Origin of the sequence: Streptomyces sp. PA03-5A (assembly GCF_033792725.1) — a bacterium.
In the GTDB taxonomy this organism is placed as follows: Bacteria; Actinomycetota; Actinomycetes; order Streptomycetales; family Streptomycetaceae; genus Actinacidiphila.
Window position 1 is genome coordinate 103,921 of the sequence record NZ_JARAVL010000028.1, and the last position, 19,657, is coordinate 123,577.

19 protein-coding genes and 1 tRNA gene are annotated in these 19,657 nt (G+C 71.4%); 10 read left to right on the forward strand and 10 right to left on the reverse strand.

Annotated features, from left to right (window positions below; all coding sequences use genetic code 11):
* The first annotated feature begins 55 nt into the window (after nt 1–55).
* Together PV410_RS30550 and PV410_RS30555 are read left to right on the forward strand one after the other, a co-directional pair.
* A complete protein-coding gene (locus tag PV410_RS30550; RefSeq protein WP_500328992.1) occupies nt 56–1,624 on the forward strand; it encodes an outer membrane protein assembly factor BamB family protein in 1,569 nt (522 codons plus the stop codon).
* 277 nt (nt 1,625–1,901) lie between these two features.
* Nucleotides 1,902–2,633 carry a helix-turn-helix transcriptional regulator gene (locus PV410_RS30555; protein ID WP_500329014.1) on the forward strand — a complete coding sequence of 244 codons (732 nt, stop codon included), beginning with the start codon at nt 1,902–1,904 and terminating at the stop codon, nt 2,631–2,633.
* Here the strand turns inward: PV410_RS30555 and PV410_RS30560 are convergent.
* Complete coding sequence (locus tag PV410_RS30560; protein WP_500328993.1) at nt 2,557–2,889, reverse strand: hypothetical protein; 333 nt, start codon at nt 2,887–2,889, stop codon at nt 2,557–2,559. The two genes, PV410_RS30555 and PV410_RS30560, sit on opposite strands and share 77 nt — an antisense overlap.
* Nucleotides 2,890–2,900: 11 nt before the next feature.
* A complete protein-coding gene (locus PV410_RS30565; RefSeq protein ID WP_500328994.1) occupies nt 2,901–4,571 on the reverse strand; it encodes a sodium:solute symporter family protein in 1,671 nt (556 codons plus the stop codon).
* Between the two features lie 103 nt (nt 4,572–4,674).
* On the opposite strand from PV410_RS30565, the gene galT reads away from it, so the two are divergent.
* From galT to PV410_RS30585, 4 genes are all read left to right on the forward strand, one after another.
* Nucleotides 4,675–5,724: a galactose-1-phosphate uridylyltransferase gene (gene galT, locus PV410_RS30570; RefSeq protein WP_500328995.1), complete on the forward strand. Its 1,050-nt coding sequence runs from the start codon at nt 4,675–4,677 to the stop codon at nt 5,722–5,724.
* A 99-nt stretch (nt 5,725–5,823) separates the two neighbouring features.
* Nucleotides 5,824–6,813 (forward strand): UDP-glucose 4-epimerase GalE, encoded by a 990-nt coding sequence (gene galE / locus PV410_RS30575; protein WP_500328996.1) that lies wholly within the window; start codon nt 5,824–5,826, stop codon nt 6,811–6,813.
* A complete protein-coding gene (gene galK / locus PV410_RS30580; RefSeq protein WP_500328997.1) occupies nt 6,810–7,955 on the forward strand; it encodes a galactokinase in 1,146 nt (381 codons plus the stop codon). The genes galE and galK overlap by 4 nt, the downstream gene beginning before the upstream one ends.
* 444 nt (nt 7,956–8,399) lie before the next feature.
* Nucleotides 8,400–9,215 carry a LuxR C-terminal-related transcriptional regulator gene (locus PV410_RS30585; protein WP_500328998.1) on the forward strand — a complete coding sequence of 272 codons (816 nt, stop codon included), beginning with the start codon at nt 8,400–8,402 and terminating at the stop codon, nt 9,213–9,215.
* 75 nt (nt 9,216–9,290) lie between these two features.
* Here the strand turns inward: PV410_RS30585 and PV410_RS30590 are convergent, their stop codons facing one another.
* Together PV410_RS30590 and PV410_RS30595 are read right to left on the reverse strand one after the other, a co-directional pair.
* Entirely contained in the window at nt 9,291–10,793 is a 1,503-nt protein-coding gene (locus PV410_RS30590) for an SH3 domain-containing protein (protein WP_500328999.1), read from the reverse strand.
* Between the two features lie 242 nt (nt 10,794–11,035).
* Nucleotides 11,036–11,533, reverse strand: coding sequence for a MarR family winged helix-turn-helix transcriptional regulator (locus PV410_RS30595; protein WP_326575414.1), 498 nt, complete (start codon nt 11,531–11,533; stop codon nt 11,036–11,038).
* Between the two features lie 121 nt (nt 11,534–11,654).
* On the opposite strand from PV410_RS30595, the gene PV410_RS30600 reads away from it, so the two are divergent.
* Complete coding sequence (locus PV410_RS30600) at nt 11,655–12,476, forward strand: trans-aconitate 2-methyltransferase (protein WP_499512264.1); 822 nt, start codon at nt 11,655–11,657, stop codon at nt 12,474–12,476.
* 5 nt (nt 12,477–12,481) lie between these two features.
* Nucleotides 12,482–12,850 carry a VOC family protein gene (locus PV410_RS30605; protein ID WP_500329000.1) on the forward strand — a complete coding sequence of 123 codons (369 nt, stop codon included), beginning with the start codon at nt 12,482–12,484 and terminating at the stop codon, nt 12,848–12,850.
* A gap of 66 nt (nt 12,851–12,916) precedes the next feature.
* Here PV410_RS30605 and PV410_RS30610 read toward each other — a convergent pair whose 3' ends face one another.
* The 6 genes from PV410_RS30610 to PV410_RS30635 form a co-directional block, all read right to left on the reverse strand.
* Entirely contained in the window at nt 12,917–13,411 is a 495-nt protein-coding gene (locus tag PV410_RS30610; RefSeq protein WP_499512262.1) for a hypothetical protein, read from the reverse strand.
* 48 nt (nt 13,412–13,459) lie between these two features.
* Nucleotides 13,460–14,047 (reverse strand): aminoacyl-tRNA hydrolase, encoded by a 588-nt coding sequence (gene pth / locus PV410_RS30615; protein ID WP_500329001.1) that lies wholly within the window; start codon nt 14,045–14,047, stop codon nt 13,460–13,462.
* Nucleotides 14,048–14,131: 84 nt separating this feature from the next.
* Nucleotides 14,132–14,740 carry a 50S ribosomal protein L25/general stress protein Ctc gene (locus PV410_RS30620; protein ID WP_499512260.1) on the reverse strand — a complete coding sequence of 203 codons (609 nt, stop codon included), beginning with the start codon at nt 14,738–14,740 and terminating at the stop codon, nt 14,132–14,134.
* Nucleotides 14,741–14,927: 187 nt separating this feature from the next.
* Nucleotides 14,928–15,905 carry a ribose-phosphate diphosphokinase gene (locus PV410_RS30625; RefSeq protein ID WP_329187428.1) on the reverse strand — a complete coding sequence of 326 codons (978 nt, stop codon included), beginning with the start codon at nt 15,903–15,905 and terminating at the stop codon, nt 14,928–14,930.
* A gap of 139 nt (nt 15,906–16,044) precedes the next feature.
* The gene (gene glmU, locus PV410_RS30630; protein ID WP_500329002.1) at nt 16,045–17,484 is read right to left on the reverse strand and encodes a bifunctional UDP-N-acetylglucosamine diphosphorylase/glucosamine-1-phosphate N-acetyltransferase GlmU; all 1,440 of its coding nucleotides are present in this window, start codon (nt 17,482–17,484) and stop codon (nt 16,045–16,047) included.
* Between the two features lie 107 nt (nt 17,485–17,591).
* A tRNA-Gln gene (locus PV410_RS30635) sits at nt 17,592–17,662 on the reverse strand.
* Between the two features lie 245 nt (nt 17,663–17,907).
* Here PV410_RS30635 and PV410_RS30640 point away from each other — a divergent pair.
* Complete coding sequence (locus PV410_RS30640; protein ID WP_500329003.1) at nt 17,908–18,897, forward strand: acyl-CoA desaturase; 990 nt, start codon at nt 17,908–17,910, stop codon at nt 18,895–18,897.
* Nucleotides 18,898–18,973: 76 nt separating this feature from the next.
* Nucleotides 18,974–19,576 (forward strand): TetR/AcrR family transcriptional regulator, encoded by a 603-nt coding sequence (locus PV410_RS30645; RefSeq protein WP_018559808.1) that lies wholly within the window; start codon nt 18,974–18,976, stop codon nt 19,574–19,576.
* The last annotated feature ends 81 nt before the right edge of the window (nt 19,577–19,657 follow it).

Below are 19,657 nucleotides of genomic sequence, written 5' to 3' on the forward strand. Positions count from 1 at the left end.
GTACAAAGAGGGTCACCGTCCGCCCCGCACACCTGTGCCCGAAAGGTGCCCGCTGATGTCGCAGCCGCCGCCTCCCCCCGGCAACCAGCCCGGATTCGGGCCGCAGCCGCCTCAGTACGGTTACCCGCCGCAGCAGCCCAACCCCTACGCCCAGCCACCGGCCCACCCCCAGGGACAGCAGCCGCCGCCCCCGCCGCCGGGCCCGTACGGCCCCAACCCGTACGCCCAGGCGCCGACCCAGCCTCTCCCCGGGTACGGCTACCAGCCGTACCCGCAGTACCCGCAGCCGCCGAAGCGCGGCAACGGCAAGGTGGCCGGGATCGTGGCGGCGGCGATCGCGGCGCTGCTGGTCGTCGGCGCGGGGGTCTTCCTGGTCGCGAACGGTGGCGACGACGAGCCCTCGGACACCCCGTCGAAGGGCGGCAGCACCCGGCCGGCCGGCGACGGCCCGCTCAAGGCCCGCGCGTTGTGGGACAAGAGAGCGGTGCGGCCGTCCAAGGCCGAGATCACCGCCCCGGTGGCGGAGGCCTGGTTCACCGGCGACGCGGTCGTCAAGACGATGCCGGACGCGCTGCGTTCCTTCGACATCGACAGCGGCAAGGAGAACTGGTCGATACCGCTGGAGGGGGAGTCCTGCCCGGGCCCGGAGTCGGCGGCCGGTGACCGCCTGGTGCTGCAGTACGGCACGGACTGCGACAGCGTGATCGCCGTCGACATCGCCCACGGCAAGAAGCTGTGGGCGAAGAAGCTGCCCGACCCGGACGGCCGGACCTCGCACAGCTACTCGCAGATCGCGCTCACGGGCGACACGGCGGCCGTCTCCTGGATCGGCGGTTCGGTCGCGTACAAGATCAGCACCGGGGCCGTGCTGTGGACGCCCAAGGCCGGTTCGGAGTGCACCGACAAGGGCTACCACGGCGGCGCCGCGCTGGTCGCGGTCGTCGAGTGCGGCGGCTTCGGCGGTGACGAGTACGTGCAGGGCCTGGGCGAGGGCGGCGCCAAGAAGTGGTCCTGGCAGGTGCCGAGCGGCAGTGAGGTGTACAGCGTCATCTCCACGGACCCGGTGGTCGTGGGGCTGTCGGCGGGCAGCTTGTCGATGACCGACGTCGTGTACCTGGACGGCGGCAAGATGAAGAGCCGCATCTCGCTGGGCGCGGGCGGCGCGGACGCCACGTACCGGATCCACTGCGAGGACAACCGGTGCACCAACGTCGCCGTCGACGGCACAACCATCTACCTGCCCACCAAGACCCACTCGGGCAGCGGCACCTCCTACTCCCAGACGAACGAGATCGCCGCGCTCGACCTCACCACCGGCAAGCCGAAGTGGCTCGCCAAGCCCGACCAGGAGCGCGAGCTCAAGATCGTCGGCATCAGCGGCGGCAAGGTCGTCGCGTACCAGAAGAACACCTACGACAAGCCGGGCCGCCTGCTGCGGCTCGATCCCGCGACCCGCGGGTTCACCGTCTTCATGGAACTGCCGGAGAGCGGCAAGGACCTGGAGAACGACTTCCTGGACAGCGGTTCGGGCTGGTGGCTGTACCAGGACCACTTCTTCCTGACCTCCGACCACATCTCCGCCTCCGCCAACCTGACGGACCGGTCCATCGCCGCCTTCGGCTGACCGGGCCGGGGGGAGGGGGACGGAACGCGGGCCCGCGAACAAGCACACCCGGTCGCAAGTCGGCCATGTTTGGAGATAATGCGGATTTAGGGAGGCTTCTGCCGAGTAGGGGGCGCAAAGCGTCGAACAAGCGTGTACCTTCCCGGGCATGGCCCGGGGCCGCAGCGGGGGCACAGGCGGTATGCCGGACGGGCTTCGCCGCGGCATGTGAAGGGGGACCGGCTTGGACTCGGTGGGCAGGCCCGCACCAGTCCATGGGGGGATGAGGGGGACGCCCATGGGCGTACGGCTCGTCGTCGTCGACGACCATCGTCTGCTGGCCGAGGCGCTCGCCTCGGCGCTGAAGCTGCGCGGGCACCGGGTGCTCGCGGCGGCCGCGCCCGCGTCGGGCGCGGCGGATCTCGTACTGAGCCGGTCGCCCGAGGTGTGCCTGATCGGGACGGCGGCGCCGGCCGAGCCGGGCGCCTTCGACGCGGTCGTCCGCATCAAGCGGGAGCGGCCGGGGGTCGCGGTGCTGGTCCTGGGGCCGGTGCCCAACCCGCGCGGCATAGCCGCCGCGTTCGCCGCCGGCGCCTCCGGCTACGTACGGCACGACGAGCGGATCGAGGGCGTCGAGCGGGCGATGGCCAAGGCGCGTGCCGGCGAGGTGGCGGTCGCGCCCGCGCTGCTGCAGGGCGCATTCGCCGAGCTGCTCAACCCGGTGGCCGAGCCGGACGACGAGGGCACCAGGCTGCTGCAGATGCTCACCCCGCGCGAGGTCGAGGTGCTGCTGCGGGTCGCGGAGGGCGAGGACACCCGGCTGATCGCGGCGGGCATGCGGATCGCGCCGAGCACCGCCCGTACGCACGTCCAGCGGGTGCTGATGAAGCTGGGGGTGGGCTCCCGGCTGGAGGCCGCCGCCCTGGCGGCCCGCACGGGGCTGCTGGACCGGGTCAGTCACCATCTCCCGGGCGGTGCGATCCCGCCTCAGGCGTCTCCTGCGCAGCGGGCGGGGGAGGAGGGGGACTGAGCTTCATCCACAGGAGGAAGAGCAGTCCCAGCACCAGCATGCCGATCCCGGTCCAGAGGTTGATGTTGATGCCCTGGGCCTTGGCGATGTCCGCGTCGGACGCGGTGATCCCGGCGATGGTCACGATCACCCCGTAGACCACGAAGAGGCCGCCGATCACACGGCGCACGTCGAACAGGCGTGCCGCCGAGGCCGACTTCTGCTCCAGGTCCTCGATGCGGTGCTGGAAATCCGGCTCGTTGCCGTACTCGCTCACGACGCGTCACCTCACAGGGAGAAGGGGATGTAGCACAGCGCGGCCAGGAGGACGGCGCCCCAGCCCAGCAGAGCGGGCCTGCGGTACCAGGCGTCGTCGCCCTGGGCGGGCGGCTCGGCCATGCCGGGGGAGGTGGTCCCGTAGACGAGTCCGGCCAGTGATTCGACGGGCTTGGGCTGGGTGAACCACGAGACGAGGACCATCACGACACCGCCGACGACGAAGGCGGCGATGGCGGAGACGAAGTTGGCGCCCTGGTCGCTGGGGATCGAGATCAGGCCGCCCTTGTAGAACCAGAAGTAGTTGATCATCGCGGCGACCGTGCCGCTCAGCAGCCCCCAGAAGCCGGCCGCGGCGGTGGAGCGCTTCCAGAACATGCCGAGGATGAAGACGCAGAACAGCGGCACGTTGAAGAACGAGAACAGCGTCTGCAGGTAGTTCATGATGTTGCTGAAGGACGAGGCGATGAAGGCCGTGCCCATGCCGATCAGCACGCCGATCGCGGTCACCACGCGGCCGGTGGTGACGTAGTACCGGTCGGGCCGGTCGCGCCGTACGTAGGCGCCCCAGATGTCGTACGTGAAGACGGTGTTGAAGGACGAGACGTTGGCCGCCATGCCGGCCATGAAGGCGGCGAGCAGCCCGGTGATCGCGATGCCGAGGACGCCGTTGGGCAGCAGGTCGCGCATGAGCACCGGGATCGCGTCGTTGTACTGGAGCCCGCTGCCCGGCTTGCCGATGTCCGGCTCCATGACGAGGGCGATCAGTCCCGGCAGGACCACGATCAGCGGGATGAAGATCTTGGGGTACGCAGCGATGAGCGGGGTGCGCTGGGCGGCCGAGAGGTTCTTCGCGGACAGGGCGCGCTGCACCTCGGCGAAGTTGGTCGTCCAGTAGCCGAAGCTGAGGACGAAACCGAGGCCCAGCACGATGGTCAGCCAGTTCGCCCCCAGCGGGTTCGACGAGCCGATGCCGGTGCCGTCCCAGGCGGTGAGGAACGCGGCGCCGTGCGAGTCGGTGAGCGAGTCCGTCAGCCCGGACCAGCCGCCGACCCGCTTCAGGCCGACGACGGTGAGCGGGATCAGCGCCGCGAGGATCACGAAGAACTGCAGCACCTCGTTGTAGATGGCCGAGGACAGGCCGCCGAGGGTGATGTAGAAGAGCACGAAGAAGCCGGAGACGACGATCGCCACCCACTGCGGCCAGCCGATCAGCGCCTCCAGCACGATCGCCATCGCGTAGAGGTTGACGCCCGCGATCAGCAGCGCGGACACCGCGAAGATGATCGAGCTGAGCAGGTGCGAGGCCGGTCCGAAGCGGTGCAGCAGGAACTCCGGCACGGAGCGGACCTTGGAGCCGTAGTAGAACGGCATCATCACCAGGCCGAGGAAGACCATGGCCGGAATGGCGCCGATCCAGTACCAGTGCACCGTGTACGCCCCGTACTGTGCGCCGTTGGCGGCCATCCCCAGGATCTCGGTGGCGCCCAGGTTGGCGGCGATGAACGCCAGACCCGTGACCCAGGCGGGCAGTGACCGGCCGGACAGGAAGAAGTCGAGGCTGGTCCGGACGGCGCGGCGGGCGGCGAAGCCGATGCCGAGGACGACGACGAAGTAGATCGCGAGGATCGAGTAGTCGAGCGCGTTCGTGGGGAGCCGTAGCCCTTCTGCCAGGTTCTGCATGGTGTGATCACTCCCCGCAACGGGGTCTCCGTTGACGTTGCTGTTGCGTTGTGGTTCATTGTGTTTGGTTCTGTTTGCTGGCGTGGTGTGAGGAGCCCGCAGGGTGAAGAAGACATCGACCCGGCTCGCCGACGGGCGCGAGCTGATCTACTACGACCTGCGCGACGACGAGCCCCGCGACGCCGTCGACCGCCGCCCGCTGGACCCGGTGACCAGCGCCTCGGAGATCCGCCACGACCCGCTGCTCGGTGACTTCGTCGCCATCGCCTCCCACCGTCAGGCCCGCACCTACCACCCGCCCGCGGACGAGTGCCCGCTGTGCCCTTCCCGGGACGGCCGGTTGAGCGAGATCCCCGAGGACCACTACGACGTGGCCGTCTTCGAGAACCGCTTTCCCTCGCTCAGCGGAAAACATGGCCGCTGCGAGGTCGTCTGCTTCACCGACCGGCACGACAGGTCCTTCGCCGACCTCACCCCCGAGCAGGCGCGGCTGGTCCTCGACGCCTGGACCGACCGCACGGCCGAACTCTCCCGGCTGCCCGGCGTCGAGCAGGTCTACTGCTTCGAGAACCGCGGCGAGGAGATCGGCGTCACCCTCGGCCACCCGCACGGCCAGATCTACGGCTACCCGCACGCCACCCCGCGCACCGAGCTGATGCTGCGTTCGCTGGAGCGGCACCGCGAGGCCACCGGCGGCCGCAACCTCTTCGACGACCTCGTGGCGCGCGAGCGCGAGGACGGCAGCCGTGTCGTCCTGGAGGGCGAGCACTGGACGGCGTTCGTGCCGTACTCCGCGCACTGGCCGTACGAGGTGCACCTCTACCCCCGCCGCAGGGTGCCGGACCTCACGGCCCTGGACGAGGCGGCCCGCGCCGAGTTCCCCGGGCTCTACCTGGAACTGCTGCGCCGCTTCGACCGGCTGTTCGGTCCCGAGGGGGCGCCGCCCACCCCGTACATCTCCGGTTGGCACCAGGCGCCGTTCAGCAGCGCGCAGCGCGAGGAGTTCGCGCTCCACCTGGAGCTGTTCACGATCCGCCGCACCGAGGGGAAGCTCAAGTACCTCGCGGGCTCCGAGTCCGGCATGAGCGTCTTCATCAACGACGTGCCGCCGGAGACCGCCGCGAGCCGCCTGAGGGAGGTCGCCTCCCCGTGAGCGGCGCACCCGTGATCGTCACCCCGCCCCCTACCGGCGAGTGTTCATCCGGCGCCGCTACCGTGGCCCCGAGTCGAACCCGAGAAAGGCTGTGACCCTGTGAGCGACCCGAGCACGAAGAAGGTTCTGGTCACCGGAGGCGCTGGTTACGTCGGCAGCGTCGTGGCGGCCCATCTGCTGGAGGCGGGCCACCGGGTCACCGTCCTGGACGACCTGTCCACCGGCTTCCGGGACGGCGTCCCCGAGGGCGCCGACTTCGTCGAGGGGCGGGTCCAGGACGCGGCGAAGGTGCTCGACGCCACCTACGACGCCGTGCTGCACTTCGCCGCCAGCTCCCAGGTCGGCGAGTCCGTCGTCCACCCCGAGAAGTACTGGCGCAACAACGTGGTGGGCACGCTGGACCTGCTCACGGCAATGCGTGACGCCGGGGTCCGGCGGCTGGTCTTCTCCTCCACCGCCGCCACCTACGGGGAGCCGAAGTCCGTCCCGATCACCGAGGACGACCCGACGCTGCCGACCAGCCCGTACGGCGCGTCCAAGCTCGCCGTCGACCACATGATCACCAGCGAGGCCGTCGCCCACGGCCTGGCGGCAGTCTCCCTGCGCTACTTCAACGTCGCGGGCGCCTACGGGACGTTCGGCGAGCGCCACGACCCCGAGTCGCACCTCATCCCGCTCGTGCTGCAGGTCGCCCAGGGACGCCGGGAGGCGATCTCGGTCTACGGCGACGACTACCCCACCCCCGACGGCACCTGCGTCCGCGACTACATCCACGTCGCCGACCTGGCCGAGGCGCATCTGCTCGCCGTCGACGCGCCCGCCTCCGGCGAGCACCTGATCTGCAACCTCGGCAACGGCAACGGCTTCTCCGTACGCGAGGTCGTCGAGACCGTCCGCCAGGTCACCGGTCACCCCGTCCCCGAGGTCGTCGCCCCGCGCCGCGGCGGCGACCCGGCCGTCCTGGTGGCCTCCGCCGAGCGGGCCAAGGAGCGCCTGGGCTGGCGTCCCTCGCGCACCGACCTCGCCCAGATCGTCCGCGACGCCTGGACCTTCGCCCAGGACCTGCGGGACCGGGAGGACGCCAAGTGAGCGAGGACGGCTTCCGCGCCACGTACGGCACCGGCCCCGAAGGGGTCTGGGCCGCCCCCGGCCGGGTGAACCTGATCGGCGAGCACACCGACTACAACGACGGCTTCGTGATGCCGTTCGCGCTGCCGCACACCACCGTCGCCGCGGTCGCCCGCCGCGCCGACGGCCGGCTGCGGCTGCACAGCGGCTCGCCGGACGTCCCCGCCGGCGTCGTCGAACTGCACGTCGACGAACTCGCACCCGGCGGCGGTGCCGGCTGGGCCGACTACCCCGCGGGCGTCATCTGGGCGCTGCGCGACGCCGGGCACGAGATCACCGGCGCCGATATCCACTTCGAGAGCACCGTCCCCACCGGCGCCGGCCTGTCCTCCTCGGCAGCCCTCGAGGTCGTCACCGCCGTCGCCCTGAACGACCTCTACGGCCTGGGCCTGGAGCGGTGGCGGATCGCCCGGCTCTGCCAGCGCGCGGAGAACGTCTACGTGGGCGCCCCCACCGGGATCATGGACCAGACCGCCTCGGCGTGCTGCACCGAGGGGCACGCCCTGTGGCTCGACACCCGCGACCTGTCGCAGCGCCAGATCCCCTTCGACCTGGCCTCCCAGGGCCTGCGGCTGCTCGTCGTCGACACCCGGGTCACCCACGCCCACAGCGAGGGCGAGTACGGCAAGCGGCGGGCGGGCTGCGAGGAGGCGGCGGCGCTGCTCGGCGTGGACGCGCTGCGGGACATCCCGTACGAGGGGCTCGACGAGGCCCTCGCCCGCGTCGAGGACCCCGAACTGCGGCCGCTGGTACGGCACGTGGTCACCGAGGACCGCCGGGTCGAGCGGGTCGTCGAACTGCTGGAGACGGGCGACGCCCGTGCCATCGGGCCGGTGCTGACCGAGGGCCACGCCTCGCTGCGCGACGACTTCAAGGTCTCCTGCCCGGAGCTCGACCTGGTGGTGTCGGCCGGTGTGGAGGCGGGTGCCCTCGGCGCGCGCATGACCGGCGGCGGCTTCGGCGGTTCGGCGATCGTGCTGGTGGAGGAGTCCGCCGCGGAGAAGACCGCCGAGGCGATCGCCGGTGCCTTCGCCACGGCCGGCCACCGCGAGCCGCGCATCTTCACCGCGGTGCCGTCCGCGGGGGCCCGCCGGCTGGTCTGACCCGTTGCGGAGACAGGGAGCCGGCCCCGGTCCCGGGGCCGGCTCCCTGCCGTGGGAGGCCTGCACGGCAGGAAGTCCGTCACGCCCGGCGGGTGGCCGGGCACCGCGTGGACGACGCCGGGGAGCCCACGGTCCGCGCCCCCACCGGCGCTGCCGCGGCTCGGCACGCCTTCCTCCGTCCACCGCTGTGGAAAACCGCACCGTGGGCCACAGTTCGGCACGTCCCGGGGAACTCCGTCCCGCAAGTTTTTCCATTCGGGCGCCTTTGTCTGCTCCTGCCCCTACGCTTTTTGGCAGCGCCGGTGGGGGCCGGCGGCATCAGGGGGCGAGACACAAGGGTTCGGCACCTGGTTGGGGACGGCTGCTAGCCCGGCGGCGTGCGGCGTCCGCTCCAGGTGCCGGGCCTCCGTGCACATCGACCTCGTCCGTGGGGGGAAGTGCCGAATGCCGGGAGTGGGGCCCGTGGGACGAATCCGCGTTCTCGTCGTCGACGACCATCGCATCTTCGCCGAATCGCTTGCGGCCGCCCTCGCGGCCGAGCCCGATGTCGACGTCTCGGCCGCCGGGAGCGGGGCGGCTGCCCAGCGCTGCCTGGAACGCGCGGCCTCCGACGGCCGCCGCTACGACGTGCTCCTCGTCGACGCCGACCTGGGGACGACGTCCGCCGTGGGGGCCCGGGTGATGGGCGCGCCCAGGGCAGCCCCGCTCGGCGCGGCCGACGGCGGCGCCCAGGCCGGGCTCGACGGCATCGCCCTGGTGGAACGCGTACGGTCCGAACACCCCGCCACCCGGACGGTCGTGCTCGCCGAGCGGGACGACGCGCGCCGTGCCGCCCGCGCCCTGCAGGCCGGCGCCTGCGGCTGGGTCGCCAAGGACTGCTCGCTGTCCCGGCTGCTGGCCGTGATGCGCGGCGTCCTGCGGGACGAGACGCATCTGCCGCCCGCCCTGCTCACCGGCGTGCTGCGGGAGTTGACCGCCGCGCGCCGGCACCGGACGGAGAGCGAGCGGCTGGTGGAGTCGCTCACCCCGCGCGAGCAGGAGGTGCTGCGCTGCATGGTGGCCGGCCTGGGCCGCAAGGCGGTCGCCGAGCGGCTGTACCTGTCGCCGCACACCGTCCGCACCCACATGCAGAACGTGCTGGGCAAGCTGGGTGTGCATTCGACGCTGGCCGCCGTGGCGCTGGCCCGGCGGGCCGGGGTGCCACCGGCCGACGGAGAGGGCGGCCGGGTGGGTTCCGCGGCCCCGGTGCAGCACGTCTGACGGCATGGAGCGCGGCGGATCGCCCTCCCCGTGACCGGGGAGAGCGACCCGCCGGGTCACCGCGGATACCCGCGGTCATTCACCGCCGACGCCGGTGGCCGGCGCCGGGCGGTCACCGCTGACGCCGGTGGTCGGCGCCGAGCGGCTGGTGTCACGGTCGTTGGCACGGTCGCGGTGACCGTTCTCCTGACCGCGGTCATTGAGGCCGTCGAACGGGTCGCGGCCGTTGTTGTCGCCGCGGTGGTTGTCACCCGCGTCGTCGAAGGGGTCGCGGTTGTTGTCGCCGCGGTTGTCGCCCCGGCCGTTGCCGCCGCGACCGTTGTCCCCGCCGTTGCCGCCGTTGCCGCCGTTGCCGCCGCGACCGTTGTCGCCGCGGTTGCCGCCCCGGCCGTTGTCGCCGCGGTTGCCGCCCCGGCCGTTGTCACGGCAGTTGAAGCCACCGTTGAAGCCGGGACCGCCGACGAAGCCGGGACCGGCGATACCGCCGACGCCACCGATGCCGCCGATGCCGCCGACGAAGCCCGGACCGCCGACTCCGCCGATGCCACCGACGCCGCCGACCCCGCCGACGCCACCGGGACCGCCGACGAAGCCCGGACCGCCGACTCCGCCGACGCCACCGACGAAGCCCGGACCGCCGACTCCGCCGACTCCGCCGACGCCACCGACGCCGCCGACCCCGCCGACGCCACCGGGACCGCCGACGAAGCCGGGACCGGCGACACCGCCGACGCCGCCGACTCCGCCGACGCCACCGACACCACCGACACCGCCGACGCCACCGACAAAGCCGGGACCACCGCGACCGCCGGGGCCGTCGCTGCGCTTGGCGAGGGCGACGCTGTCCAGGGGTTCCTCGGCGCGGGTGTCCTCGCGGAACGGGTCGTCCACGCCGTTGAAGCGCTCGTCGCCGCGGCCGTGCTCGCGGCCGCCGTGCCCGTTGTTGCGGCAGATGCCGATGCCGCCGATACCACCGACGAAGCCGGGGACACCGATGCCACCGACTCCGCCGACCCCGCCGACCCCACCGACGCCACCGACGCCGCCGACGCCGCCGACACCGCCGACGCCGCCGACGCCGCCGACGCCGCCTACCCCACCGGTGCCGCTGCACCAGCCGGGCACGGGACCGACGTTGGCGACGAAGCGGGCCGAGGACCAGGCCCAGAGGTTGCCGCTGAGCTGGTACCAGCGGGGGTTGCCGCCGATGGGGCTGCCCACGGACTTGCAGACGATGGCCACCAGGGCGTTGAAGGGGATGACGCCGACGCTGGCGAATTGGACGCCCGGTCCGCTGCGGACCCGCAGACCCGTACGGGCGACGACGCGGCCCTGGAACAGGGCTGCGTTGGGGGAGCGTGCGGACTTCACCGCCACTTCACGGGACAGGTCCCGGAGACGCTCCGAGGGGGAAACGAGTTCACTTTGGCCGTCCGGTCCAGGAGCGGCAGGCACCCCGGCGGCAGGCCGGCCGTCGGTGGCGAAGGCGGTGCCCATGGTGCCGATGGCGAGGGTGCCGGCCAAGGCGCCGGTCACCGCGGTTGCGGCTATCTTGCTTGCGCGGGTGTGCAGAGTCATCTGCATCTCCAAGGTGGAGCGGGACCCGGCGGGGTCCAGGGAAATGGAAGCCGGACGCGCCCCGACCGCCTTCCACTTGACGTTGTCGGAATGTGGTGCGCCGGCAGCCGCAAAAGTGGCCATTTGAGCCTTTATGCGGCGTTCACGGTCATCACGCTAAGTGCGCCACTTTGTGTGCGCAACCGGTGGCGGAGCGTGGCCGTTTGTGATCATTCCCTGGCGGTTACGCCGGGTAATCGCCGTCAACCGGGGACGTTGTCGAAGGGTGCGGTCAACTGTCGGAGCAGGTTCGCGAGTTCCCCCCGCTGGCGGCCGGAGAGCTCGCCGAGGATGGCCCGCTCCTGGGCCAGCAGGCCCGCCAGGGCCTGGTCCGCCCGGTCCCGGCCCTCCGGGGTGAGCCGTACGAGGACGCCGCGCCGGTCCGAGGGGTCGGGCAGCCGCTCCACGAGCCCCTTCTTGGTGAGCCGGTCGATCCGGTTGGTCATCGTCCCCGAGGTGACCAGCGTCTGGGTCAGCAGCTGTCCGGGGGAGAGCTGGTAGGGCGCGCCCGCGCGGCGCAGGGAGGTCAGCACGTCGAACTCCCAGGGCTCCAGACCGTGCTCGGAGAACGCCAGCCGACGGGCCCGGTCCAGATGCCTCGCCAGCCTGCTGACCCGGCTGAGCACCTCGAGTGGTTCGACGTCGAGGTCAGGGCGCTCCCTGCGCCACGCAGCGACCAGCCGATCGACCTCGTCCTCCATGGAGATCAGTGTAAGGGTTGTGTCGACATGAAGTCTCTTGACATCAAGAGATTAGCTCTGGAACCTTGTGGGCAAGGTCGGCGGCAGGAAGAGATCCATCTCTCGCCAGGGAGTTCGCAACATGCCCGCAGCAGCCTGGGATCCCCAGCAGTACCTCCACCACTCCACCCACCGCACCCGCCCCTTCCACGACCTGCTGGCCCGGATACCGGAGCTGCCCGGCGCGAGCCCGCGGATCGCGGACGTCGGCTGCGGTCCCGGCAACGTGACCGCCCTGCTCGCGCAGCGCTGGCCCGATGCCCGGATCACCGGCCTCGACAGCTCGGCCGAGATGCTGGAGGCCGCCCGGGCCTACGAAGGCCCCACCGCCGGGGGCGGCAGCCTCACCTTCCGCCCCGCCGACGCCGGACACTGGGTCCCCGACGGCACCTACGACCTGATCGTCTCCAACGCCGCCCTCCAGTGGGTCGAGGGCCACGCCGAGCGCTTCCCCCTCTGGGTCGAGCACCTCGCTCCCGGCGGCGTCCTCGCCTTCCAGGTCCCCGGCAACTTCACCTCGCCCAGTCACGCGCTGCTCGGCGACCTCTGCGACTCCCCGGCCTGGCGCGACCGCCTCGGCGAGGGCCACGGCCGCCGCTACGTCCACATCCTCCAGCCCCCCGGCTACCTGGAGCGCCTCATCGAGATCCCCGACGTCGAGGTGGACGTCGACGTCTGGGAGACCACGTACGTACAGCTCCTGCAGGGCGAGGACGCGGTGCTCGAATGGACGAAGGGAACGGCGCTGCGCCCGGTGCTGACCGCCCTCGAGGACGACCCGGAGGCCACCGGGGAGTTCCTCGGCCAGTACCGCGACCTGCTGCGCAAGGCCTACCCGGCGGGGCCGCACGGCACCGTCTTCCCCTTCCGGCGGATCTTCGCCGTCGCACGGAAAGCGGGGTGATCCCGATGATCACCGCTCTCGACCACGTCCAGCTCGCCGCCCCGCCCGGCTCCGAGGAGATCCTGCGCGCCTTCTACGCGGGGGTCCTGGGGATGAGCGAGGTCCCCAAGCCGCCGGTGCTCGCCGCCCGGGGCGGCTGCTGGTTCGCCGCGGGCCCGGTCCAGTTGCACATCGGCGTGGAGGAGGACTTCCGCCCCGCCCGGAAGGCCCATCCGGGCTTACGCGTGAGCGGCATCGGGGCCTACGCGGACCGGCTGGAGTCCCGCGGCGCCGCGGTCGTCTGGGACGGTGACCTGCCGGGCCATCGCCGTTTCTACACCGACGACCCGTTCGGCAACCGTCTGGAGTTCCTGGAGCCCGTCGACGCCGTGTGACGCCCCGGCGGCGCCGGTCACCCCGCGGGGGCCCGGCGCCGCCGGGCGGCACAACCGGTACAGCCGTCACAGCGTGAGGAAGGCCGCCCCCAGGAGTGCGGCGCCGGCCAGGGCGGCGGTCCAGGCGGTGCGGGGCCAGCGCAGCCCCCCGGCCAGGACCAGGGAGGCGAGGAGCAGGGCGCCGCCCAGCGGGACCCAGGCGTGCAGCACACCGGCGAGCCCGGTGCGCACCACGTCGTCCGTGCCGGGCTTGACCGCGACCGGTATCCGCTCGCCGGTGCGGTGGGTGACCGCCTTGTCGATCGTCACCTTCCCGCGGAGGGAGCCGAGACCCTCCGGCACGAAGGGGCCGGTGCAGGTGTCGGCGCCGCAGGTGGAGACCGTCATCGTGCCCTGCTCGCGGCCCTTGGTGAGCATGACGTGCTGGGCGGTCTTCCACGAGGTCCACACCCCGGCCGCCAGCATGACCAGGACCAGCGCGCTCAGCACCACGATGCGGCCGACCAGCAGCAGCCCCCAGGCGCTCTCGGCGGTGCGGCGGGCGAGACTCCGTTTGACCATGCGGGCGATCCTTGGCCATTGCATGGCACTCGGTCAACCTTTCGATGGTCAACCGTTGTAGGTGCCCTGCGCCCTCTCCAGCCCCTCGCAGACGAGCGACTCGACCGCGTCGGCCGCCCGGTCCACGAACCACTCGAGCTCCTTGCGCTCGGTGGAGGAGAAGTCCTTCAGGACGAAGTCCGCGACCTGCATCCGCCCCGGCGGGCGGCCGATGCCGCAGCGGACCCGCAGGTAGTCGGGGCCGAGGGACTTGGTGATCGACTTCAGGCCGTTGTGGCCGTTGTCGCCGCCGCCCTTCTTCAGGCGCAGGGTGGCGTAGTCGATGTCCAACTCGTCGTGGACCGCGACGAGGTTGCCGAGCGGCACCTTGTAGAAGTCGCGCAGCGCCGTCACCGGGCCTCCGGAGAGGTTCATGTACGTCATCGGCTTGGCCAGCACGACGCGGCGGCCGCCGATGCGCCCCTCGACGACCTGGGACCGGCTCTTGTGGGTCTTGAAGCGCCCGCCGATCCGGTCGGCGAGCAGGTCGGCGACCATGAAGCCGATGTTGTGCCGGTTGCCGGCGTACTCCGGTCCGGGGTTGCCCAGACCGGCCACCAGCCAGGGCCCCTCGGGGGCGCTTTCCGCTGCGCTCATGCTCATGTCGTCCATTCAACAGGACCGCCGCCCCGCTCCTTGCGGAGCGGGGCGGCGGACGGGGAACTGCGGGTGCTGCCGTACTTACTCGGCAGCGGCCTCGGCGCCCTCGCCCTCGGCGCCCTCACCCTCGCCCTCGGCGGGAGCCTCGGCCTGGGCGGCGACGACCTGCAGGACGACGGTGTCCTCGTCGACGGCCAGGGTGGTGCCCTTGGGGAGCGGGATGTCCTTGGCGAGGATGGAGGTACCGGCCTCCAGGCCCTCGACGGAGACGGTGACGCCGTCGGGGATGTGGGTCGCCTCGGCCTCGACCGGCAGCGCGTTGAGCACGTGCTCCAGCAGGTTGCCGCCGGGGGCGAGCTCGCCCTCGGTGTTGACCACGATCTCGACGGTGACCTTCTCGCCGCGCTTGACCGCGAGCAGGTCGACGTGCTCCAGGAAGCCCTTCAGCGGGTCGCGCTGCACGGCCTTGGGGATGACCAGCTCGTTGCCGTCACCCTCGATGTCCAGGCTGATCAGGACGTTCGGGGTGCGCAGGGCGAGCAGCAGGTCGTGGCCGGGCAGGGCGACGTGCTTGGGGTCCTGGCCGTGGCCGTAGATGACACCGGGGACCTGGTGCGAGCGGCGGATGCGGCGGGCGGCGCCCTTGCCGAACTCGGTGCGCAGCTGCGCGGAGATCTTCACCTCGGACATGGGGATCACACTCCTCGTGATGACGACGGGACTTCGGTCGGTCGCCCAGCCCACGACGGGCCGTTCCACTTACGAGGAGCGCGTCGATAACGGAGTCCGCCGCCGAAACGGGAACGGCCTCCCTCGCCGAGCAACTCGCTGAGTCTACCCGGCGGGGAGGCCGCCCCGGAAATCGATCAGACGGTGATCAGTGCGCGTCCTCGAAGAGGCTCGTCACGGAGCCGTCCTCGAAGACCTCGCGGACCGCGTTGGCGATCGTCGGCGCGATGGACAGCACCGTGATCTTGTCCAGGTCCAGTTCACCCGGCGTCGGCAGGGTGTCGGTGAAGACGAACTCGCTCACCTTGGAGTTCTTCAGCCGGTCCGCGGCCGGGCCGGACAGGACACCGTGGGTGGCGGTGACGATGACGTCCTCCGCGCCGTTGGCGAACAGGGCGTCCGCCGCGGCGCAGATGGTGCCGCCGGTGTCGATCATGTCGTCCACCAGGACGCAGATGCGGCCGCGCACGTCACCGACCACCTCGTGCACGGTGACCTGGTTGGCGACGTCCGGGTCGCGCCGCTTGTGGACGATGGCCAGCGGCGCGCCCAGGCGGTCGCACCAGCGGTCGGCCACGCGCACCCGGCCGGCGTCGGGGGAGACGACGGTCAGCTTCGAGCGGTCGACCTTGGCGCCCACGTAGTCCGCCAGTATGGGCAGCGCGAACAGGTGGTCGACCGGGCCGTCGAAGAAGCCCTGGATCTGGTCGGTGTGCAGGTCGACCGTGAGGATCCGGTCGGCGCCCGCGGTCTTCATCAGGTCGGCCACGAGGCGGGCCGAGATCGGCTCGCGGCCGCGGTGCTTCTTGTCCTGGCGGGCGTAACCGTAGAACGGCACGACCACGGTGATGCGCTTGGCGGAGGCCCGCTTCAGCGCGTCGATCATGATCAGCTGCTCCATGATCCACTTGTTGATGGGAGCGGTGTGGCTCTGGATGACGAAAGCGTCCGAGCCGCGGGCCGACTCCTCGAAGCGGACGTAGATCTCACCGTTCGCGAAGTCGAAGGCCTTCGTCGGCACAAGGTTGACGCCCAGCTCACGTGCCACCTCCTCCGCGAGCTCGGGGTGTGCGCGGCCGGAGAAGAGCATCAGCTTCTTCTCACCGGTCGTCTTGATCCCGGTCACTGCACCGTCTCCTTGGTGTTCAACGCAGCTTCGCCCTCGGTGAGGGAGCTGGCGGAATTGTGTGCACCTCACACGGTACGCGCTGCGTGGCGCGACCGCGCACGTGGGGAAGGCCACCCCGCACGCGCTCCCCCGCCGGTCAGGCCTCCGGCGCGGCCTGCTGGGCCTGTTCGGCGGCGTGGGCCGCCGCGCTGCCGGGCCGCTTCCTGGCCACCCAGCCCTCGATGTTGCGCTGCTGGCCGCGCGCGACGGCGAGCGAACCGGCCGGCACGTCCTTGGTGATCACGGAGCCCGCGGCGGTGTAGGCGCCGTCCCCGACTGTGACGGGGGCCACGAACATGTTGTCGGAGCCGGTGCGGCAGTGGGAGCCGATCGTGGTGTGGTGCTTGGCCTGCCCGTCGTAGTTGACGAAGACGCTGGCGGCGCCGATGTTCGTGTGATCGCCGATCGTCGCGTCGCCGACGTAGGACAGGTGCGGCACCTTGGTGCCCTCGCCGAGGGTGGCGTTCTTCATCTCGACGTAGGTGCCGGCCTTCGCCTTGGGGCCGAGCTTGGCGCCCGGGCGCAGGTAGGCGAACGGGCCGACCGAGGCGGCCTCGCCGATCTCCGCGCTGACGGCCACGGTGTTGCTCACCGTGGCGCCGGGGCCGACCAGGGTGTCGGTCAGCGTGCAGTTGGGGCCGACCACGGCGCCCGAGGCGAGCCGGGTCGCGCCGTACAGCTGGGTGTTCGGCAGCACCAGGGTGTCGGGCTCGAACTCCACGGTGACGTCCAGCCAGGTCGACGCCGGGTCCATGATCGTCGCGCCCTCCAGCATCGCCCGGTGCAGCAGGCGGTCGTTGAGGATGCGGCGGGCCTCGGCGAGCTGCACGCGGTTGTTGATGCCGGCGATCTCGCGGTGGTCCCCGGCGACCGAGGCGCCGACGCGGTGGCCGGCCTCGCGCAGGATGCCGAGGGTGTCGGTGAGGTACTCCTCGCCCTGGGCGTTGTCGGTGGTCACCTTGGCCAGCGCGTCGGTCAGCAACTGCGCGTCGAAGGCGAACACCCCGGAGTTGATCTCGGGGATGGCCCGCTGCTCGTCGGTGGCGTCCTTCTGCTCGACGATCGCCAGCACCGAGCCGTCGGCGTCGCGCACGATGCGGCCGTAGCCGGTCGGGTCGGGGACCTCGGCGGTCAGCACGGTGACGGCGTTGCCGTCGGCGGCGTGGGCCTCGACCAGCGCGCGCAGGGTGTCCGGGGTGAGCAGCGGGGTGTCGCCGGCGGTGATGACCACCGTGCCGGTCAGCTCCGGGAGTTCCGCCAGGCCCGCCCGGACCGCGTGGCCGGTGCCGTTCTGCTCGTACTGCACGGCGGTGCGGATCTCGGCGTCGGTCCCGGCCAGGTGGGCGGTCACCTGCCCGCGGGCGTGACCGACCACGACCAGCAGGTGCTCGGGCTCCAGGGCGCGGGCCGCGGCCACGACGTGTCCGACCAGGGAGCGGCCGCTGATCGTGTGCAGGACTTTGGGGGTCGCCGACTTCATACGGGTGCCCTCACCCGCGGCAAGGACGATGACGGCGGCCGGGCGGTGGGCGCTCACGGAACGGACTCCTCGGCGTGGGGTGAAGGTCACCCGAAGGATACCGGGGCGTTTCGGGCGGGGAACGCGGAAGGGTCGCGACGGTTGCCGCGACCCTTCGGTCAGTGCTCCGCTGCCAGGATTCGAACCCGGACTTAAGGGACCAAAACCCTCAGTGCTGCCGTTACACCACAGCGGAAGGAAACCCCGGCCGAACAGGACATCCGGTCAGGGTGCCCGTCTGGCCTCCACCACTATGCCGCACCGGCGGCCTCCAATGCGACGAGAAAGATCGGTACTTCCCCTCGTGAAAGGTGGGTACAAGTGCCAAGAGCCGTATTCCCGCCGACACGCGTGCTCTGTTCGGCCTTCACTTAGCCCTGCCATACTTACGAAGCCGTAAGTTACGGTGGCGTAGCCCCCGACCTTCATTGAGGGACCACCATGACCACACAGACCGACGTGATCACCGAGTCCCCGGAACCCGGGGCCGGCTCCGGGGCCCCGCTTCCCCGCGCCACGCTCGGTGGTGACAAGAAGCAGTCACTCGAGCAGATCACCCTCGGACTCTTCATCGGCATCCCCTTCCTCGCCCTCGTCGCGGCGATCCCGCTCGCGTGGGGATGGGGCCTGAGCTGGCTCGACCTCGGCCTGATGGTGGGGATGTACTACCTCGGCTGTCACGGCATCACCATCGGCTTCCACCGCCACTTCACCCACGGCTCCTTCAAGGCCAACCGCCCGCTGAAGATCGCCCTGGCCATCGCCGGGTCGATGGCCGTCGAGGGACCGATCGTGCGGTGGGTCGCCGACCACCGCAAGCACCACAAGTTCTCCGACGCCGACGGCGACCCGCACAGCCCCTGGCGCTACGGCGAGACCGTCCCCGCGCTGATGAAGGGCCTGTGGTGGGCCCACATGGGCTGGTTGTTCGACGAGGAGCAGACCCCCCAGCACAAGTACGCCCCCGATCTGATCAAGGACCCGGCGATCCGCCGGATCAGCCGTGACTTCTGGCTCTGGACCTCCGTCTCGCTGCTGCTCCCGCCGCTGATCGGCGGCCTGGCGACGATGTCGTGGACCGGCGCCGCCACCGCCTTCTTCTGGGGCTCCCTGGTCCGTGTGGCCCTGCTGCACCACGTCACCTGGTCGATCAACTCGATCTGCCACGCGGTCGGCAAGCGGCCCTTCCGCTCCCGCGACAAGTCCGGCAACGTCTGGTGGCTGGCCGTGCTGTCCTGCGGCGAGTCCTGGCACAACCTCCACCACGCCGACCCCACCTCCGCCCGGCACGGCGTGCTCCGCGGCCAGGTCGACTCCAGCGCCCGCATCATCCGCTGGTTCGAACTGCTCGGGTGGGCCAGTGACGTACGGTGGCCGACCGCTGACCGGATCGCCGCCCGCCGTAAGGAGAGCGTCAGCGAAGCGGCATGATTGACGGGTGAGCGACGGCAGAAGCAGCAGCAGGGGCAGCGAGGGCACGCCGTCGCGGCGTGCCCGACGGGTCCGCATGACGGGCAAGGAGCGCCGCGAGCAACTCCTCGACGTGGGGCGCACGCTCTTCGCCGAACGCGGTTTCGAGGGCACCTCCGTCGAGGAGATCGCGCACAAGGCGGGCGTCTCCAAGCCCGTCGTGTACGAGCACTTCGGCGGCAAGGAGGGCCTCTACGCCGTCGTCGTGGACCGCGAGATGCGGTGCCTGCTGGACATGGTCACCGGTGCCCTCACCGGTGGCCATCCGCGCGAACTGCTGGAACAGGCGGCCTTCGCGCTGCTGGACTACATCGAGCAGTACACCGACGGCTTCCGGATCCTCGTGCGGGACTCGCCCGTCGCCCAGTCCACCGGCACCTTCGCCTCACTGATCAGCGACATCGCCACCCAGGTGGAGGACATCCTGGGCATGGAGTTCAAGCAGCGCGGCTTCGACGCCAAGCTCGCCCCGCTCTACGCGCAGGCGCTGGTCGGGATGGTGGCGCTCACCGGGCAGTGGTGGCTGGACGCCCAGAAGCCCAAGAAGGCGGAGGTCGCCGCGCACCTGGTGAACCTGTCCTGGAACGGCCTGTCCGGGCTCGAGCCCAGGCCGCGGCTGATCGGCCACCGCAAGAACTGATGCCGCGCCCCGCTCTGCACGCACAGGACGAAGGGCGGTGCCCCCCCCGCGGGGGGCACCGCCCTTCGTCGTGTCCTGCGG

What these genes read in the sequence shown, in the direction of transcription:
- PV410_RS30550 (WP_500328992.1), top strand. Translation starts at nt 56, where the DNA reads ATGTCGCAGCCGCCGCCTCCCCCCGGCAACCAGCCCGGATTCGGGCCG.
- PV410_RS30595 (WP_326575414.1), bottom strand. Translation starts at nt 11,533, where the DNA reads ATGGAGGACGAGGTCGATCGGCTGGTCGCTGCGTGGCGCAGGGAGCGC.
- pth (WP_500329001.1), bottom strand. Translation starts at nt 14,047, where the DNA reads ATGAGCGCAGCGGAAAGCGCCCCCGAGGGGCCCTGGCTGGTGGCCGGT.
- PV410_RS30590 (WP_500328999.1), bottom strand. Translation starts at nt 10,793, where the DNA reads ATGACTCTGCACACCCGCGCAAGCAAGATAGCCGCAACCGCGGTGACC.
- PV410_RS30640 (WP_500329003.1), top strand. Translation starts at nt 17,908, where the DNA reads ATGACCACACAGACCGACGTGATCACCGAGTCCCCGGAACCCGGGGCC.
- PV410_RS30645 (WP_018559808.1), top strand. Translation starts at nt 18,974, where the DNA reads ATGACGGGCAAGGAGCGCCGCGAGCAACTCCTCGACGTGGGGCGCACG.
- PV410_RS30600 (WP_499512264.1), top strand. Translation starts at nt 11,655, where the DNA reads ATGCCCGCAGCAGCCTGGGATCCCCAGCAGTACCTCCACCACTCCACC.
- PV410_RS30605 (WP_500329000.1), top strand. Translation starts at nt 12,482, where the DNA reads ATGATCACCGCTCTCGACCACGTCCAGCTCGCCGCCCCGCCCGGCTCC.
- PV410_RS30555 (WP_500329014.1), top strand. Translation starts at nt 1,902, where the DNA reads ATGGGCGTACGGCTCGTCGTCGTCGACGACCATCGTCTGCTGGCCGAG.
- PV410_RS30585 (WP_500328998.1), top strand. Translation starts at nt 8,400, where the DNA reads ATGCCGGGAGTGGGGCCCGTGGGACGAATCCGCGTTCTCGTCGTCGAC.
- PV410_RS30565 (WP_500328994.1), bottom strand. Translation starts at nt 4,571, where the DNA reads ATGCAGAACCTGGCAGAAGGGCTACGGCTCCCCACGAACGCGCTCGAC.
- PV410_RS30610 (WP_499512262.1), bottom strand. Translation starts at nt 13,411, where the DNA reads ATGGTCAAACGGAGTCTCGCCCGCCGCACCGCCGAGAGCGCCTGGGGG.
- PV410_RS30620 (WP_499512260.1), bottom strand. Translation starts at nt 14,740, where the DNA reads ATGTCCGAGGTGAAGATCTCCGCGCAGCTGCGCACCGAGTTCGGCAAG.